This window comes from Streptomyces sp. NPDC001450, assembly GCF_053597295.1.
The window spans coordinates 1-15,768 of the sequence record NZ_JBSFHY010000024.1; the positions used below are offsets into that span (position 1 = coordinate 1).

At 70.2% G+C, this 15,768-nt stretch carries 12 protein-coding genes; 9 read left to right on the forward strand and 3 right to left on the reverse strand.

The window, feature by feature from the left end; translation table 11 throughout:
* The first annotated feature begins 639 nt into the window (after window positions 1–639).
* Window positions 640–2,052, forward strand: coding sequence for a hypothetical protein (locus tag ACWC5O_RS25280; protein ID WP_450583496.1), 1,413 nt, complete (start codon window positions 640–642; stop codon window positions 2,050–2,052).
* Between the two features lie 82 nt (window positions 2,053–2,134).
* Here ACWC5O_RS25280 and ACWC5O_RS25285 read toward each other — a convergent pair whose 3' ends face one another.
* Complete coding sequence (locus ACWC5O_RS25285; RefSeq protein WP_450583497.1) at window positions 2,135–3,709, reverse strand: Na+/H+ antiporter; 1,575 nt, start codon at window positions 3,707–3,709, stop codon at window positions 2,135–2,137.
* Window positions 3,710–3,943: 234 nt separating this feature from the next.
* On the opposite strand from ACWC5O_RS25285, the gene ACWC5O_RS25290 reads away from it, so the two are divergent.
* The gene (locus tag ACWC5O_RS25290) at window positions 3,944–6,439 is read left to right on the forward strand and encodes an ATP-binding protein (RefSeq protein ID WP_450583498.1); all 2,496 of its coding nucleotides are present in this window, start codon (window positions 3,944–3,946) and stop codon (window positions 6,437–6,439) included.
* A 175-nt stretch (window positions 6,440–6,614) separates the two neighbouring features.
* Entirely contained in the window at window positions 6,615–6,809 is a 195-nt protein-coding gene (locus tag ACWC5O_RS25295; RefSeq protein WP_450583499.1) for a hypothetical protein, read from the forward strand.
* Window positions 6,810–7,015: 206 nt separating this feature from the next.
* On the opposite strand, the gene ACWC5O_RS25300 is transcribed toward ACWC5O_RS25295, so the two are convergent.
* Both ACWC5O_RS25300 and ACWC5O_RS25305 read right to left on the reverse strand, forming a co-directional pair.
* Window positions 7,016–7,357 (reverse strand): hypothetical protein, encoded by a 342-nt coding sequence (locus ACWC5O_RS25300; RefSeq protein WP_450583501.1) that lies wholly within the window; start codon window positions 7,355–7,357, stop codon window positions 7,016–7,018.
* Between the two features lie 132 nt (window positions 7,358–7,489).
* Complete coding sequence (locus tag ACWC5O_RS25305) at window positions 7,490–8,011, reverse strand: hypothetical protein (protein WP_450583503.1); 522 nt, start codon at window positions 8,009–8,011, stop codon at window positions 7,490–7,492.
* A gap of 212 nt (window positions 8,012–8,223) precedes the next feature.
* Here ACWC5O_RS25305 and ACWC5O_RS25310 point away from each other — a divergent pair, with 212 nt between their 5' ends.
* The 6 genes from ACWC5O_RS25310 (at window position 8,224) to ACWC5O_RS25335 (ending at window position 15,768) form a co-directional block, all read left to right on the forward strand.
* Window positions 8,224–10,065: an APC family permease gene (locus tag ACWC5O_RS25310; protein ID WP_450583504.1), complete on the forward strand. Its 1,842-nt coding sequence runs from the start codon at window positions 8,224–8,226 to the stop codon at window positions 10,063–10,065.
* 257 nt (window positions 10,066–10,322) lie between these two features.
* A complete protein-coding gene (gene kdpF / locus ACWC5O_RS25315) occupies window positions 10,323–10,412 on the forward strand; it encodes a K(+)-transporting ATPase subunit F (protein ID WP_037770757.1) in 90 nt (29 codons plus the stop codon).
* A 32-nt stretch (window positions 10,413–10,444) separates the two neighbouring features.
* Window positions 10,445–12,109, forward strand: coding sequence for a potassium-transporting ATPase subunit KdpA (kdpA, locus tag ACWC5O_RS25320; RefSeq protein WP_450583506.1), 1,665 nt, complete (start codon window positions 10,445–10,447; stop codon window positions 12,107–12,109).
* A complete protein-coding gene (gene kdpB / locus ACWC5O_RS25325; RefSeq protein WP_450583507.1) occupies window positions 12,106–14,241 on the forward strand; it encodes a potassium-transporting ATPase subunit KdpB in 2,136 nt (711 codons plus the stop codon). Before kdpA ends, kdpB begins: the two co-directional genes overlap by 4 nt.
* Before the next feature lie 5 nt (window positions 14,242–14,246).
* On the forward strand, window positions 14,247–14,951 hold the full coding sequence (locus ACWC5O_RS25330; protein WP_450583508.1) for a potassium-transporting ATPase subunit C: 705 nt from the start codon (window positions 14,247–14,249) through the stop codon (window positions 14,949–14,951).
* 133 nt (window positions 14,952–15,084) lie between these two features.
* Window positions 15,085–15,768: a response regulator gene (locus tag ACWC5O_RS25335; RefSeq protein ID WP_450583509.1), complete on the forward strand. Its 684-nt coding sequence runs from the start codon at window positions 15,085–15,087 to the stop codon at window positions 15,766–15,768.

Below are 15,768 nucleotides of genomic sequence, written 5' to 3' on the forward strand. Positions count from 1 at the left end.
GACCTCGGCCTTGATGCGCTTGAGGTCTCCCTCGCGCTCCAGCGCCCTGAGCAGGGAGCGAAGATCGTCGTAAGCCATGTGTCCCAGGCCCGGCCCCGACACGGTGGCGCATCGACGCCGGCGATCGGACGACGACGGGCGTCGTGTGCACACGCGTGCCCCCTCGGACACGCGCCGGTCCGCCTTCGCGTCACTGCGGAATGGGGACTCTGCCCGTCGTGAGGGGCCACCGACGTACGTGGCCCCCGCGGCGGCCGCCATCGAATCTAGCGTGGCTCGTCGGCCCAACCGCCCACATGAGCCAGGCATTTGCGACACCCATACGGCGAGGGCGGGCGGGCCGTCAAAGATCCGTCAATCAGAGCTGATTTCCCATCAGGGAGCCGTCAAGGCAGACCGTTCATGGCCGAATCCGGTCGCAGACTGATCCACAACGGGGGACGGGCGACCGTCCGTGGCGTGGACGTTGGAGGGACCGTGACTGTCACGGCCGGATCAGCGCAGGGTTCTCGAACCGAGGGGGCCGAGGCGCCACGACGAGGGGAGTTCGCCCCGCCTGGGAGCAGCTCCGGACCGCGGAGACGAGGGAGTTCGCGGCCGGCCGGACCGGGTCCGGGGCTGCGCCTGGGGCGGCAGGTGGTGGCCGCGCGGGCCGCTCTGCGTCGCCGCTTCTGGGCCACCGTGCCCGCGCGGCTGCGTCTTCTGCGCGCGGCCACGCTCCTGCTCGCTGCCGCCGTGACCATACTCCTGCTGGTCGCCGGGCTGGCCGTGAACGGTACCTGGGACAGCGTGGCCGAACGGGATGCGCCGCGCACCACCAGTGCCGCCGATCTCAACCTCGCCCTCAACGATATGGATGCCCAGGCCGCCAACATCCTGCTGTCCAACGGGGACGCGGGCAAAGGGCGTCTGGTGACGCCGTTCGAGAAAGCGGCCGGCTTCTACGGCGACGCCCGGCGCGAGATCGGTCACGACCTGCGGACCCTCTCCGTTGCGGCTCAGGGTGACCGTTCGGACGAGAAGACGGTGGAGAACCTGACCGACGACTTCGCCGAGTACCAGGAGCTGATCGGACGCGCCCTGGAGAATGACGGGCACACCGGCGGCAAGCCGTCCGCCCTGGCCGACTACCGCAAGGCCACCGACCTGCTGCAAGGCAGGCTCCTGCCCGAGTCACGCACGCTGGTGTCCTCCAACGACCGTGCCTTCGACGGAGAGTGCGGCGCCGCGCGCTCCACCCTCTCCGCGCAGCTTGCGGCCACCGCCGCGCTGGGTGTGCTCCTGCTGGTCGTCCTCGGCGTTCTGCAGTGGTACCTGGCCCGGCGCTTCCGCCGGATCCTGAACCCGGCGCTCCTCGCCGCCACCGTGTGCACGCTGTTCGCGGTGTTCCTCGGTTCCCAGATGCTCACCTCGTCGTCCGGGAATCTGCGCGGCGCTCGCCGTGATGCCTTCGACTCCGTCGTCGCGCTCTCCCGCGCGCGGGCGGTGGCCTACGACGCCAATGCCGACGAGAGCCGCTACCTGCTCGACCCCGAGCGCCGCTCCCAGTACGCCGACACGTTCCTCGCCAAGTCGCAGAAGCTGTACGGCATACGGGGCGCGACTCTCGACACGTACGACGACGGGCTGGCCACCACCTGGCGGGCCTACCAGACCGACCACCACGACCTCCGCTTCACCGGGGAGTTCCGGCGCGAGCTGGACAACATCACCTTCAGCGGTGAGCGCGCCGCGGCCGAGAAGACGGTGCAGACGTACGCCGTCTACCAGCGTGACGACCGTCATGTCCGCGCGCTCGTCGCGCAGGGCAGGGAACGGCAGGCCGTGTCCTTCTGCATCAGCTGGGAGCCCGGCATGTCCAATGCCCACTTCGGCGCGTGGATGGCCGCCCTGGACAAGCTCACCGGCATCAACCGCGCCCACTTCGCGTCGTCGGTACGGGACGGCCGCTCGGCGGTGAGCGGTCTGCTGCCCTGGGCGGGCGGACTGCTGCTCGCGGCGATGGCACTCACCGCGCTCGGGCTGCGGCCCCGGCTGGCTGAGTTCCGCTGAGCGGTCGGCGAGCCTCGACGGTCGCGTACCAGGTACGGCAGCTGCAACCAGCCGCATCCGGAAGGTGCACGGCCCGGCCTTGTCAGACGTCCGCGAGCCGGGCTTCCTCCAGGTCCAGGGAGCGCTGGAGACGCCGCCGGGTCGTGTCGCTGATGCGGTGGGCGTCGTACAGGCGCTGCAGCTCCTCCGTCTCCACGGTGATCAGGTCGCGGCGGAGCCGGCGGTAGACCCGGTCGGCGGACGCGGCGGCCACGGCGCTGCCGTTGCTCTCCGCGAGGCGGTCGCGGGCGTCGTCCAGCCGGGCGATCAGGCCGCGACGGAGCCGGTCGACGACGATATCGGGGACGGCCTCCAGCTCGGCCAGCTCCTCCAGGCGGGCGAGGCCGGCGTGGGCCAGGTGGGAGCGGGCCTCGGTCTCCTCGCGTTCAGTGTGAGCGGGCTCCAGGGCGATACCGGACGCACGGACGACCGGGGCGAGGGTGAAGCCCTGCCCGACGAGCGTGACGACCACGACCGAGGTGGTCAGGACCAGGACCAGCGGCCGGTCGGCGAGCGGGGTGCCGTTCTCGGCGACCTCCGGGATGGACAGGGCGGCGGCCAGCGGCATCACGCCGCGCGTGCCGGCCCAGGTCAGCACCATCGGCACCCGCCAGTTCAGCCGGCTGATCCCGCCTTTGCGCTGTACGACCGCCGACAGCGGAGCCAGCCACAGCAGGCGTACGGCCACGAGGGTGGCGGCGACGGCCAGGGCGTACAGGGGCCAGGCCCGGTCGCCGTTGGCCAGGGCCCGCACCTCGCCGGGGAGGGCCAGCCCTATCAGGCTGAAGACGACACTCTCCAGAAGGAAGACGACCGTGCCGTTCACGGCGTGCAGTTGGAGGCGTATGCGGGCGTTGGTGAGCCGGTCGCCCCGGCCGCCCAGGATCACCCCGGCGACCACGCAGGACGTCACGCCGGAGGTGTGCGCGGCCTCCGCGAGCAGGTAGGCGGCGTACGGGGTGACCAGTGCGATCACCGTCTCAAGCACCGGGTCCTCGGTACGCCGTCGGATCAGCGTGATCACTCCGGCCACCGCCGCACCGATCACGGTGCCGCCACCGGCCAGCACGAGGAACTCGCCGCCCGCAGCGCTCCAGTTCGCCGCCGCCGAGGCGATCGCGATGCCCGCCGCCACCCGCACCAGCACGAGCGAGGTGGCGTCGTTGAACAGGCTCTCGGCCTGGACCAGAACCTGCACCTTCGGGGGCAGGGCCAGCCTGCGGCCGAGCGCGGTCACCGCCACCGGGTCGGTGCTGGCCAGCACCGCGCCCAGCACGAACGCCATCTGCCACGACAGGGGGGTCACCAGCGTGGCCACGGCAGCGACGGCGGCCGCCGAGGCCAGCACGAGCCCGATCGCGAGGATCCCGACCGGCTTCCACACCGCCCGCAGCTCCCGCCAGGGCATGTCCTCGGCGCTCGCGTACAGCAGCGGCGGCAGCACGACCAGCCCGATGATCTCGGGGCTGATCTCGATCTCCGGAGTGCCCGGTGCCAGCGCCACCGCGAGACCGGCGACGACCAGCAAAGAGGGGGCCGGTATGCGCCACCGGCGCGCGAAGGTCGCCACCACGGTGGCGAGAATGACCAACGCGAGAACCGTGCCGACGCTCCGCATGCCGTCCCCCTGGGGCTGCAAAGGGAGCCACTCTGACTCCCCTGCCGACCAGACTTCCCGGCACACCGGTTTCACCCTATCGGCCCAGGTGACATCAAGACAGCGTCAAAGTCCCGGGAAGGGCGCCAAGGAAGCGCTAACACTCGTCCCAGCCGGCCCCCGAAGAGGCTTTCTTAGGAGCAGCCTCCCTTCGGACGGGGGAGTTGATCCAGTGAGCGGAGCGCGTCGGCGGCGATGAGTGACGTACGGCCCGGACGACTGAAGGTCTACCTCGGTGCGGCCCCGGGGGTCGGCAAGACCTACCGGATGCTGGATGAGGGGCGGCGCCGTGCCGCCCGTGGCGCCGATGTGGTGGTGGGCTTCGTGGAGTGCCACGGGCGCCCGCACACGGAGGCGATGATGGACGGCCTCGACGTCATCTCTCGTGCCCGATGCGCCTACCGCGGTGGGCGGTTCGAGGAGATGGACCTGGCCGCGGTGCTGGCCCGGCGCCCGCAGGTGGCGATCGTCGACGAGTTCGCCCACAGCAACGTCCCGGGTGAGGGTCGCAACCCCAAGCGCTGGCAGGACATCGAGGCCCTCCTCGCCGCCGGCATCGACGTGATCACCGCGCTGAACATCCAGCACCTGGAGTCCCTCAACGACGTGGTCGAAAAGATCACGAACGTTCCGCAGCACGAGACCGTGCCCGACGAGGTCGTGCGCCGGGCTCAGCAGATCGAGCTGGTCGACATGCCGCCGGAGGGGCTGCGCCGGCGGATGGCGCACGGCAACATCTACGCCCCCGAGAAGGTCGACGCGGCCCTCGCCAACTACTTCAGGCCCGGCAACCTGACTGCGCTGCGGCAGCTGGCGCTGCTGTGGGTGGCCGACCGGGTCGACGAGGCGCTCCAGGACTACCGCGCCCAGCACGGCATCGGCGGGGTCTGGGAGACCCGCGAGCGGGTCGTCGTCGCGCTGACCGGCGGTCCTGAAGGGGACACGCTGATCCGGCGCGCGGCACGGATCGCCGCCCGATCCGCCGGCGGTGATCTGCTGGCTGTGCACGTGGCCCGCAGCGACGGCCTGGCCGGGGGCGTCTCGGCCGCCTCCCTGACCCGGCAGCGCCGGCTCGTCGAGGACCTGGGGGGCAGTTACCACTCGGTCGTCGGTGACGACGTGTCCACCACCCTGGTGGAGTTCGCCCGCGCCGAGAACGCCACCCAGCTGGTGCTGGGCACCAGCCGTCGTGGCCGGCTGCAGCGCTTTTTGACCGGGCCCGGCACGGGAGAGACCGTCACCGAGCTGTCCGGGGACATCGACGTCCACCGCGTCACCCACGAGCGGGCGGGGCGCGGCACGCTCCTGCCCTCCCGGCGCCGCACGCTGTCCACGGTCCGGCTGATCGCCGGCCCGGTCGCCGGGCTGGTCCTGCCGGTGCTGCTGACGGCCCTGCTCGCCCAGGTGCGCGGCACGCTGGACCTGACCAGCGAGGCGCTGCTGTTCCTGCTCGCCGTGGTGGGCGTGGCCTGCATAGGCGGGGTCGCCTCCGCGGTGATCGCGTCCGTGACGGCGTCCCTGCTGCTCAACTACTGGTTCATCCCGCCCATCGGTTCCTTCACCCTGAACAACACCAACGCGCTGCTGGCCCTCGCCGTTTTCGCGGTCGTCGCCGCGACCGTGGCCGCCGTCGTCGACCGCTCGCTGCGGCTGTCCCGGCGCTCGGCGCGGGCCACCGCCGAGGCGGAGACGATGTCGTCCCTGGCCGGGACGATCGTGCGCGGGGAGGCGACGATTCCGGCCCTGCTGGAGCGGACGCGGGAGACCTTCGGCATGGAGTCGGCCGAGCTGGCGGACGAGCCGCCGGATACCGACGGAGTCACGTCGGTGCCGGCCGGGCCGGGGGCGTATCTGGTGCTGCGCGGCCGTAGCCTCTCCTCGTCCGAGCGGCGGGTGCTGGCCGCGTTCGCCGCGCACGTGGGCTCCGCGGTGGAGCGGGCCCGGCTCGCTCAGGCGGCGGCCGAGGTGGAGCCGGTGAAGGCGGCCGACCGGCTGCGTACGGCGCTGCTGCGGGCGGTCGGCCATGACCTGCGCACCCCGCTCGCGGCGGGCTGGGCCGCGGTCACCTCGCTGCGCAGCCGGGACGTCGAGTTCACCCCGGAGGACCGGGAGGAACTCCTCGTCACCGCCGACGAGTCCATGGCGAAGCTGAACCGGCTGGTGGAGAACCTCCTCGACCTCAGCCGTCTGGAGGCGGGCGCCCTCACCCTGGACCTGCGTCCGACTGCGCTGGACGAGGTGCTGCCCATGGCGCTGGCGGACGTGCCGGAGGTGGAGGTGGCGGACGTGGAGCGCATCCCGGCGGTGCTGGCCGACCCACCGCTGCTGGAGCGAGTGATCGCCAACCTCGCCGGCAACGCCGCCCGGCACACCCCGCCGGGGCGGAAAGTGCTGGTCCATGCCAGTGCGCTGGCGGGACGTGTGGAGCTGCGCGTGGTCGATCAGGGCCCCGGACTGCCACAGGCCGGCCGGGAGCGGCTCTTCGAGCCGTTCCAGCGGCTCGGTGACACCGACAACACCACAGGACTCGGCCTCGGTCTCGCCCTCGCTCGGGGGCTGACCGAGGCGATGAACGGCACCCTCAGCCCCGAGGACACCCCCGGCGGCGGACTCACGATGGTCGTGTCGCTGCCGTTCGCGAAGCATGGGGTAGGAGCCGAACCCACCGAGCAGAGCGCAGGAGGTGCGTGATGAGCACGAAGACAGGCGCCTGGAGGCTGCACCGCCCGCATGCTCCAGCCCACACTCGGTCCCTGCGAGACCGGCTCGCCCTGGCGACCGGTGCGGCCGCCCCGTTCCTGGTGGCCCTGGTCCTCGTCCCGTTCCGTACGAGCGTCTCGCACACCAGACCTTCGACATCAACGCCTTGGCCGACATCGAGACGGCGGTGCTGCTTCTGGTCGTCGGCGTGGTCGTCTCCCAGCTCGCGGCTCGGGCCCGTCGGCTGGAGGGCATGACGGTGACGGACGCGGCCCACCTGGCGCGCATCCACGCACGGCCGACCTCGTGCAGTCCGCCCACTCGGCGGACACCGTGGTCGACCATGTCCGTGGCGAGCTGACGGACCTGCTCGGCCTGCGCTCCTGCCGTTTCGAGTACGGCAGCCTGCTGGGGCAGCCGCCACGCCTTAGGAACGACGGCAGCGTCACGGTGGGCCGCCGCACCTGGAACCCGCGCACCGACGGCTGGCCCGAGGGCGAGATCGAGGTGGCCTCACTACCCGGTGGAACGGCGCCGTGTCTCCCGTCGTTCCTCTTCGTTGTGACGTCAACTCTCCATCTGAGCCCGGAACTTGGCGAACGCTCGCAGCACATGGCGATTTGCGGTGACGACGGACTCGCGCACCGGCTCGCCCTCGAACTCGACGCGGTGTGCGGCGAGATCGTCACCGTGGTGGTGCCGTCCCGGGACGACGAGTACGGCGCCGAGATCGCCGCGCTGCACGCCGACCCCCGCTCCCCGGTCGAGCTGCTCGTCTCCGCGCGCCCTGACGAGCGGACCCTGCGGGCCGCCGGAGTCGAGCGGGCCGCCGCGCTCGCCCTCACCTACCGCGACGACCAGGTCAACATGACCGCGTCCGGCCGGCACCGCCTCGCGGTCGTCGAGCATCCGGTCATCGACATCGAGCTGCAGGGTCGGACCGGTGGCGGCCGTCGCACAACGAACTCGGCGTCAGGCTTGAGCAGGCGGGGACCGCCTCAGGCCACCGAGGGCCGAGACGGAACAAGCATCGCTGCAGCCCTAGTCCAGCCCGGACGCCTTGAACACGGCCCGTGCCGTCTCGCGGTCCATGCGGGCCGACAGGCGGCGCAACGCAGTCTGCCCGCACAGCAGCAGGCCGTCGGCCGCCGCCGTGCCCGCGCCCTCGTGCAGGCGGAACCACAGCTGCGGGTTGCGGACCAGGACCTCGGGATCGATCCGAACCCGCCCGCCCCGGGCGTCCCGCAGTACGAGCTGCGGAGAGATGCCGTCCAGGCAACGGACCGACACCAGCAAGTCCGTCCGCACCCGCTGCTCGCGCACCAGTCGGCGTGAGGCCAGCCAGTTGCGGCCGGCGGACACGCGGGCGGGGAACAGTACGACGAAGAGCAGCCCGGAGAGGGCGAACCACAGCACGGTGCGCCAGAGGGCCATCCGGCCGCTGCCCCAGTCGACCAGGAGCAGCAGAGCGAGCAGAACGCCGGCGCAGCGGACGGCGCTCCACAACTGCCTCCTCCAGTCGCGGTCGTTCGCCACCTCGCCGGACCCGTCAGGGCGTGCCATGGCGGAGACGGTAGTCACCGGGAGAGCTCGAGTGACGGACCTTGACACGGCTCTGACGGAGATGGCCGTCAAGATCGCGTCAAGGTCGGCCGACTGGGCGCGAAGATGCCGCAAGGAAGGGCCGGATGCCGCTGTGAACGGTCAGAACCTGGGTGCACCCGCGCACCTCTCGGCCATCGCGCGTGGTGGAAAGAAGTAAGGAGTACACGCCCATGTCCGTCCTCACGACCGAGCAGCAGGATGCCGTCCCCGCCGGCGAGGAGCCGCCCGATACCGGCGAACGCCACCGGCTGACCGCCGTCACGGGCCTCGCGGCCCTGTCGCTGGACGCGATGGCGTCCGTGGCCTACGGCCCCGAGGCGATTGTCCTCGTCCTGGCGGCCGCCGGCGCGCGCGGGCTGGGTTTCACGATGCCGGTGACGCTGGCCATCGCCGCCCTGCTGGCCGTGCTGGTGGCGTCCTACCGGCAGGTGATCGCGGCGTTCCCGGACGGCGGCGGCTCCTACGCGGTGGCGAAGGCCCACCTGGGGGCGCGGACGAGCCTGGTGGCAGCCGCCTCGCTGGTGCTGGACTACGTGCTCAATGTCGCCGTCGCGGTCACGGCGGGCGTGGCAGCTCTGACCTCCGCCTTCCCCGCCCTCTACGACGACCGGCTGTGGCTGTGCCTGGCCGTGCTCGTGCTGATAACAGGCGTCAACCTGCGCGGGATCGTGGAGTCCGCGAAGGCCTTCATCGTGCCGACGGTCGTCTTCGTCGGCTCCATCCTCGTCCTGATCATTGTCGGCCTGTTCCGCTCCCACCCCGTGACCACGGTGACCGCGGCCGGGCACGCCTCGGTCGTCGCGGACAACGCCACCAGCGTGGGCGCGCTTCTTCTGCTGAAAGCATTCGCTTCCGGGTGTGCCGCGCTCACCGGCGTCGAGGCCATCGCCAACGCCGTCCCCTCCTTTCGCGTCCCGCGTGTCAGGCGTGCCCAGCGGGCGGAGGTCGCCCTCGGCGCCGTGCTCGGTCTCATGCTGATCGGCCTGTCGGTGCTGATCGGCCGCTTCCACCTCCAGCCGGTGGCGGGCGTCACGGTCCTCGCTCAGCTCGCGGACGCCTCACTCGGCCACAACTGGGCTTTCTACGTCATCCAGTTCGCCACGATGATCCTGCTGGCGCTGTCCGCGAACACCTCCTTCGGCGGGCTGCCGGTGCTGCTGAAGCTGCTCGCCCGCGACAACTACGTCCCGCACGTCTTCGCCCTGAAGGCCGACCGTCAGGTCCATCGGCACGGCGTCCTTGCGCTCGCTGTCGTCTCGGCCGTGCTGTTGGTCTTCTCGGGCGGGGACACCAACACCCTGGTGCCGATGTTCGCCATCGGCGTCTTCGTCGGCTTCACGATCGCCCAGGTGGGCATGGTCCGGCACTGGCGGCTCGACAGGGGCCCCGGTTGGCGCGGGAAGGCGCTGCTGAACGGCTTGGGCGCGGTGCTCACCGGTGTCGCCGCCGTCGTCGTCACGGCGAGCAAGTTCACCGAGGGTGCCTGGCTGATCGTGATTGCCCTGCCCTTGCTGGTGATCGCCTTCCTCGCCGTGCACCGCGCCTACGGCCGGATCGGCGAGCGGCTCGGGCTTGGCCGCATCCCGCAGGTGCCGCACCGCGAGCGCTCGCTGGTGGTCGTCCCGGTGTCCACCCTGTCCCGGCTGACGTCGGAGGCCCTCACCGCGGCCGCCTCCCTCGGCGACGAGGTCCGCGCGGTGACCGTGTGCTATCCGGACTCCGAGGACCGGGCCCAGCTGCACACCCTGGAGCGCGCCTGGGCGCAGTGGGATCCGGGGGTGCGGCTTGTACGGCTGACGTGCGAGCGGCGCAGCCTCGGCCGCCCCATCGCCGCGTACGTCCGCGAGGTGGCCGCCGACGAGCCCGGTACCCGGGTCACCGTGCTGATCCCGGAGGCGGAGCCGGAGCGGCTGTGGCAGCGGCTGCTGCAGAACCAGCGGGGCGCGGTGGTCGCGCATACCGTGCGGCGGGAGACGGACGCGGTGATCTGCCGACTTCGCTTCCGGCTGTGAGACAGGTCACTGGCTGTCACTCCTGCTTACCGACCGGTACGGGTCGGGCGGCGTAAGGGACCCGTCAAATGTGCCGTGACGGCCGTATGAGGGTCGTCAACGGGCGACCGGATCCGGCCAGAGAGGCGCTTTCCTCTAAGCGTCCGATTCAACCGAACCTCACTCCAGGAGTTCGCGATGGCCGATCTGGCCTTCGTCGTCACCGTGCTCGCGGGTTTCGCGCTGGTGGCCCTTGTCGCCAAGGGGGTGACGAAGCTGTGACCGTCGAAAACGTCGTCGGCCTGGTCGTGGCCGTCGCCCTGCTGGGCTATCTCGTCCTCGCCCTGATCTTCCCGGAGAGGTTCTGACTGTGACATCAGCTGCCTCCGCAGCGGGCGACATGAGTCCCGTACTGGCAGGCGTGCTCCAACTGCTCGCCCTCATCGGCGCACTGGCGCTCGCCTACGTTCCCGTCGGCAACTACATGGCCAAGGTCTACTCCTCGCGGGGGCACCTGCGCGTGGAGAAGTGGGTCTACAAGGCCATCGGTGCCAACCCGGACACCGAGATGACCTGGCCCGCGTATCTGCGCGGTGTGCTGGCCTTCTCCGCCGTCAGCGTCCTCTTCCTGTACCTGTTGCAGCGGCTGCAGGGCGTGCTGCCCGGCTCGCCGCACTTCTCCGCCGTCAACCCGGCGCAGTCGTTCAACACGGCCGTCTCGTTCGTGACCAACACGAACTGGCAGTCGTACTACGGCGAGCAGACCATGGGTCACGTCGTGCAGACCGCCGGTCTGGCCGTGCAGAACTTCGTCTCCGCCGCGGTCGGTATCGCCGTCGCTGTGGCGCTGGTGCGTGGCTTCGCGCGCTCGCGCACGGGTGAGCTGGGTAACTTCTGGGCCGACCTGGTGCGCGGCACGCTGCGGATCCTGGTGCCGGGTGCGGTGATCGCTGCGGTGATCCTGGTCGCCTGCGGTGCGATCCAGAACTTCTCGGGTATCCACGAGGTCGGGCAGTTCATGGGGGGCTCGCAGCAGTGGAACGGCGGCGCCGTCGCCTCGCAGGAGGCGATCAAGGAGCTGGGCACCAACGGCGCCGGCTACTTCAACGCCAACTCCGCCCACCCGTTCGAGAACCCCACCCCCTTCACCAACCTCTTCGAGATCTTCCTGATCCTCGTCATCCCGTTCTCGCTGACCCGCACCTTCGGTGTGATGGTCGGCTCGGTGAAGCAGGGTTACGCGATCCTCGCCACGATGTTCACGATCTGGCTGGGCTTCGTCGCGCTGATGATGTGGACGGAGTTCGCCCACCACGGCCCGGCGCTCCAGGCTGCCGGCGGCGCGATGGAGGGCAAGGAGGTCCGCTTCGGGGTCGGCGGCTCGTCGATCTTCGCGGTGTCGACCACGCTCACCTCGACGGGTGCGGTGGACTCCTTCCACTCCTCCTTCACCGGACTCGGCGGCGGCATCACCATGCTCGGCATGATGCTGGGCGAGATCGCGCCCGGTGGTACCGGCTCCGGCCTGTACGGCATGCTGATCATGGCCGTTATCGCGGTGTTCATCGCCGGTCTGATGGTCGGCCGTACACCCGAGTACCTGGGCAAGAAGATCGGCGGCCGCGAGATGAAACTCGCCGCCTGCTACATCCTCATCACCCCCGCCCTGGTGCTGGTGTTCACGGCCGCCTCGCTGGCGCTGCCGACTCCGCCGCACTCGATGCTCAACTCCGGCGCGCACGGCTTCTCCGAGGTGCTGTACGCGTTCACGTCGGCGTCGAACAACAACGGTTCGGCCTTCGCCGGTCTGAACGCGAACACCGACTGGTTCAACACCATGACGGGGCTCGCGATGCTGCTGGGCCGCTTCCTGCCGATGGTGTTCGTACTGGCGCTGGCCGGCTCGCTGGCCGAGCAGAAGCCGGTCCCGGTCACCGCGGGCACCTTGCGCACCGAGAAGCCGCTGTTCACCGGCCTGCTGGTCGGCGCGATCCTGATCATCACCGGTCTGACCTACTTCCCAGCCCTCGCGCTGGGCCCGCTGGCGGAGGGGCTGGCGTCATGACCACCCGCACAGAGAACTCAGAGGACTCCATGTCCACAGCCACGCCCACCCGGGCGCCGCACAGCGACGTGCCCACCGGGCACAAGCCCGCCGAGGGCCGTGTCGGAGCGGGCCTCTTCGACCCCAAGGCGCTGGTCAAGTCCCTGCCGGACGCTTTCCGCAAGCTCGACCCGCGGGTGATGGTCAAGTCCCCCGTGATGTTCGTGGTGTGGATCGGCTCCGTCCTGACCACAGTCTTCTCCTTCCAGCACCCGGGCCAGTGGTTCGGCTGGACCATCAGCGTCTGGCTGTGGCTCACCGTGATCTTCGCCAACCTGGCAGAGGCGGTCGCAGAGGGCCGCGGCAAGGCGCAGGCCGACACCCTGCGCAAGGCCAAGACCGACACCGTCGCCCGCCGACTGCTGGCGGACGGCTCCGAGGAGCAGGTCCCGGGCACCGCGCTGACCATCGGTGACCTGGTGGTCTGCGAGGCCGGCGACATCATCCCCGGTGACGGTGATGTCGTCGAGGGCGTCGCGTCGGTGGACGAGTCGGCGATCACCGGTGAGTCCGCGCCGGTCATCCGCGAGTCCGGCGGTGACCGCTCTGCTGTGACCGGCGGTACGAAGGTGCTGTCCGACCGGATCGTCATCAAGATCACGACGAAGCCCGGTGAGACCTTCATCGACCGGATGATCAACCTGGTCGAGGGCGCGGCCCGGCAGAAGACGCCGAACGAGATCGCGCTCAACATCCTGCTGGCGTCACTGACCGTCGTCTTCCTGCTGGCGGTGGCGACCCTGCCGCCGTTCGCCACCTTCGCCCATACGCACCTGACCATGGTCGTGCTGGTCGCCCTGCTGGTCTGCCTGATCCCGACCACCATCGGCGCCCTGCTGTCCGCGATCGGCATCGCGGGCATGGACCGCCTGGTGCAGCGCAATGTCCTGGCGATGTCGGGGCGTGCGGTCGAGGCCGCCGGTGACGTCTCCACGCTGCTGCTGGACAAGACCGGCACCATCACGCTCGGCAACCGGCAAGCCGCCGAGTTCGTGCCGGTCAAGGGCACCACCGAGGCGGAGGTCGCCGACGCCGCCCAGCTCTCATCGCTGGCCGACGAGACGCCCGAGGGCCGCTCGATCGTCGTCCTGGCCAAGGAGAAGTACGGGCTGCGCGAACGGCACCAGGGCGAGCTGGCGGGCGCCGAGTGGATCGAGTTCACCGCCCAGACCCGCATGTCCGGCGTGGACGTCGACGGCCGCAAGATCCGCAAGGGTGCCACCGCCTCGGTCATCGCCTGGGCAGAGGAGCAGGGCGGCAGGGTCACCGAGGACGCGGACGCCATAGCCAACCGCATCTCCGAGGCGGGCGGTACGCCGCTGCTGGTCGCCGTCGACGACGACAAGGGCGCCCGTGTGCTGGGTGTCATCCACCTGAAGGACGTCGTCAAGGAGGGCATGCGGGAGCGGTTCGAGGAACTGCGCCGCATGGGCATCAAGACCGTCATGATCACGGGTGACAACCCGCTGACCGCGAAGGCCATCGCCGAGGAGGCGGGCGTCGACGACTTCCTCGCCGAGGCCACCCCCGAGGACAAGATGGCCCTCATCAAGCGGGAGCAGGCCGGCGGCAAGCTGGTCGCGATGACCGGGGACGGTACGAACGACGCGCCCGCGCTCGCGCAGGCGGACGTCGGCGTGGCGATGAACACCGGTACGTCGGCCGCCAAGGAGGCCGGCAACATGGTCGACCTCGACTCCAACCCGACCAAGCTCATCGAGATCGTGGAGATCGGCAAGCAGCTGCTGATCACTCGTGGTGCGCTGACCACGTTCTCCATCGCCAACGACGTCGCGAAGTACTTCGCGATCATCCCGGCGCTGTTCGCGGCGGTCTACCCGGGCCTGGACAAGCTGAACATCATGCACCTGTCCTCGCCCGACTCCGCGATCCTGTCGGCCGTCGTCTTCAACGCGCTGATCATCATCGCGCTGGTGCCGCTGTCCCTGAAGGGCGTGCAGTACCGGCCGGTCAGCGCCGACAAGATGCTCCGCCGCAACCTCGGGATCTACGGCATCGGCGGCCTGATCGCCCCGTTTGTCGGCATCAAGATCATCGACATGCTCATCTCCCTCATTCCTGGGATCGGCTGATCGCCATGAACAACTCCGTAACGAACACTGCCCGGTTGCTGGGGGCGGGCCTCAGGGCCCTGCTCGTGCTGACCCTGGTGACGGGCGTCATCTACCCGCTGGTCGTGACCGGCATCGCCCAGGGGCTGTTCAGCAACAAGGCGAACGGCTCCGAGATCAAGGCGGACGGCAAGGTCGTCGGCTCGTCCCTGATCGGGCAGTCGTACAACCTGCCGCTGAAGAAGGGCCAGGAGACCCCGGAACCGGACCTGAAGTGGTTCCAGGGCCGGCCGGCGAACGGGCTCGGCAGCAACAGCGTCAACACGCAGTACAAGCTGATCCTGTCCGGCGCCACCAACCTCTCCGCCGACAACGGCGCGGACAGCAAGGGCAAGTGCACCACGCAGGACGGCACGCTCTGCGCCCAGGTGCTCGCCGCCAAGGGCGCCGTGGTGAAGGACAACTCGGTGCCTGGCTACACGGTGAAGGTGTCTGACGTCCCTGCCGACGCCGTCACCTCCTCCGGCTCCGGGCTGGACCCGGCCATCTCCCCGGAGTACGCCGGACTCCAGGTGCACCGGGTCGCCGCGAAGAACGGACTGACCGTCGCCCAGGTCGAGAAGCTGGTCAAGGACCACACGACCGGCCGCACCCTCGGTTTCATCGGCGAGCCGCAGGTGAACGTGCTGGAGCTCAACATCGCGCTCAAGGCCCTCGCAGCAAAGCAGTGACGGCCTTACGCGACCCACACGGGAGCCGGCGGTCCGGGACGCAACCCGGGTCCGCCGGCTCCCGCAGCCATGACGTCGGTCGCCCTGCCTCCGGCGCGTGCGGCCCGACGTATGACAGGAGAGGCACACACCCATGACCAGGGTGCTCGTGGTGGAGGACGACCCGCAGCTCGTGCGGGCCCTCGTCATCAACTTGCAGGCACGTCACTACGGGGTGGATGCGGCCCCCGACGGTGCCACGGCCCTCCGGCTTGCCGCCGCGCGTCAGCCCGACGTGGTGCTGCTGGACCTCGGCCTGCCTGACATGGACGGCGTCGACATCATCAAGGGGCTGCGGGGCTGGACCCGCGTGCCGATCATGGTGCTGTCCGCCCGGCAGGCGTCCGACGAGAAGGTCGCCGCGCTCGACGCCGGTGCCGACGACTACGTCACGAAGCCGTTCAGCATGGACGAGTTGCTGGCCCGGCTGCGCGCTGCTGTCCGGCGTACCGAGGACACCCCGCTCGTTCCCGAGACGACGCTCGTGGAGACGGAGGACTTCACCCTCGACCTGCTCGCGAAGAAGGCTGTGCGGGAGGGGCGGGACGTCCGGCTGACCCCGACGGAGTGGCATCTGCTGGAGATCCTGGTCACCAGTCCTGGACGGCTGATCACCCAGAAGCAGCTGCTGCAGGAGGTGTGGGGCGTCACGCAGAGCAACAAGACGAACTACCTGCGCGTCTACATGGCCCAATTGCGGCGCAAGCTGGAAACCGACCCCTCCCATCCCCGCTATCTCATCACCGAGCCCGGCATGGGCTACCGCTTCGAAGGGTGA

Bases quoted from the DNA above. Each gene is read 5' to 3' on its own strand.
- ACWC5O_RS25285 (WP_450583497.1), bottom strand. From the start codon at position 3,709: ATGCGGAGCGTCGGCACGGTTCTCGCGTTGGTCATTCTCGCCACCGTG.
- ACWC5O_RS25290 (WP_450583498.1), top strand. From the start codon at position 3,944: ATGAGTGACGTACGGCCCGGACGACTGAAGGTCTACCTCGGTGCGGCC.
- ACWC5O_RS25300 (WP_450583501.1), bottom strand. From the start codon at position 7,357: ATGCTCGACGACCGCGAGGCGGTGCCGGCCGGACGCGGTCATGTTGAC.
- ACWC5O_RS25305 (WP_450583503.1), bottom strand. From the start codon at position 8,011: ATGGCACGCCCTGACGGGTCCGGCGAGGTGGCGAACGACCGCGACTGG.
- ACWC5O_RS25310 (WP_450583504.1), top strand. From the start codon at position 8,224: ATGTCCGTCCTCACGACCGAGCAGCAGGATGCCGTCCCCGCCGGCGAG.
- kdpA (WP_450583506.1), top strand. From the start codon at position 10,445: ATGAGTCCCGTACTGGCAGGCGTGCTCCAACTGCTCGCCCTCATCGGC.
- kdpB (WP_450583507.1), top strand. From the start codon at position 12,106: ATGACCACCCGCACAGAGAACTCAGAGGACTCCATGTCCACAGCCACG.
- ACWC5O_RS25330 (WP_450583508.1), top strand. From the start codon at position 14,247: ATGAACAACTCCGTAACGAACACTGCCCGGTTGCTGGGGGCGGGCCTC.
- ACWC5O_RS25335 (WP_450583509.1), top strand. From the start codon at position 15,085: ATGACCAGGGTGCTCGTGGTGGAGGACGACCCGCAGCTCGTGCGGGCC.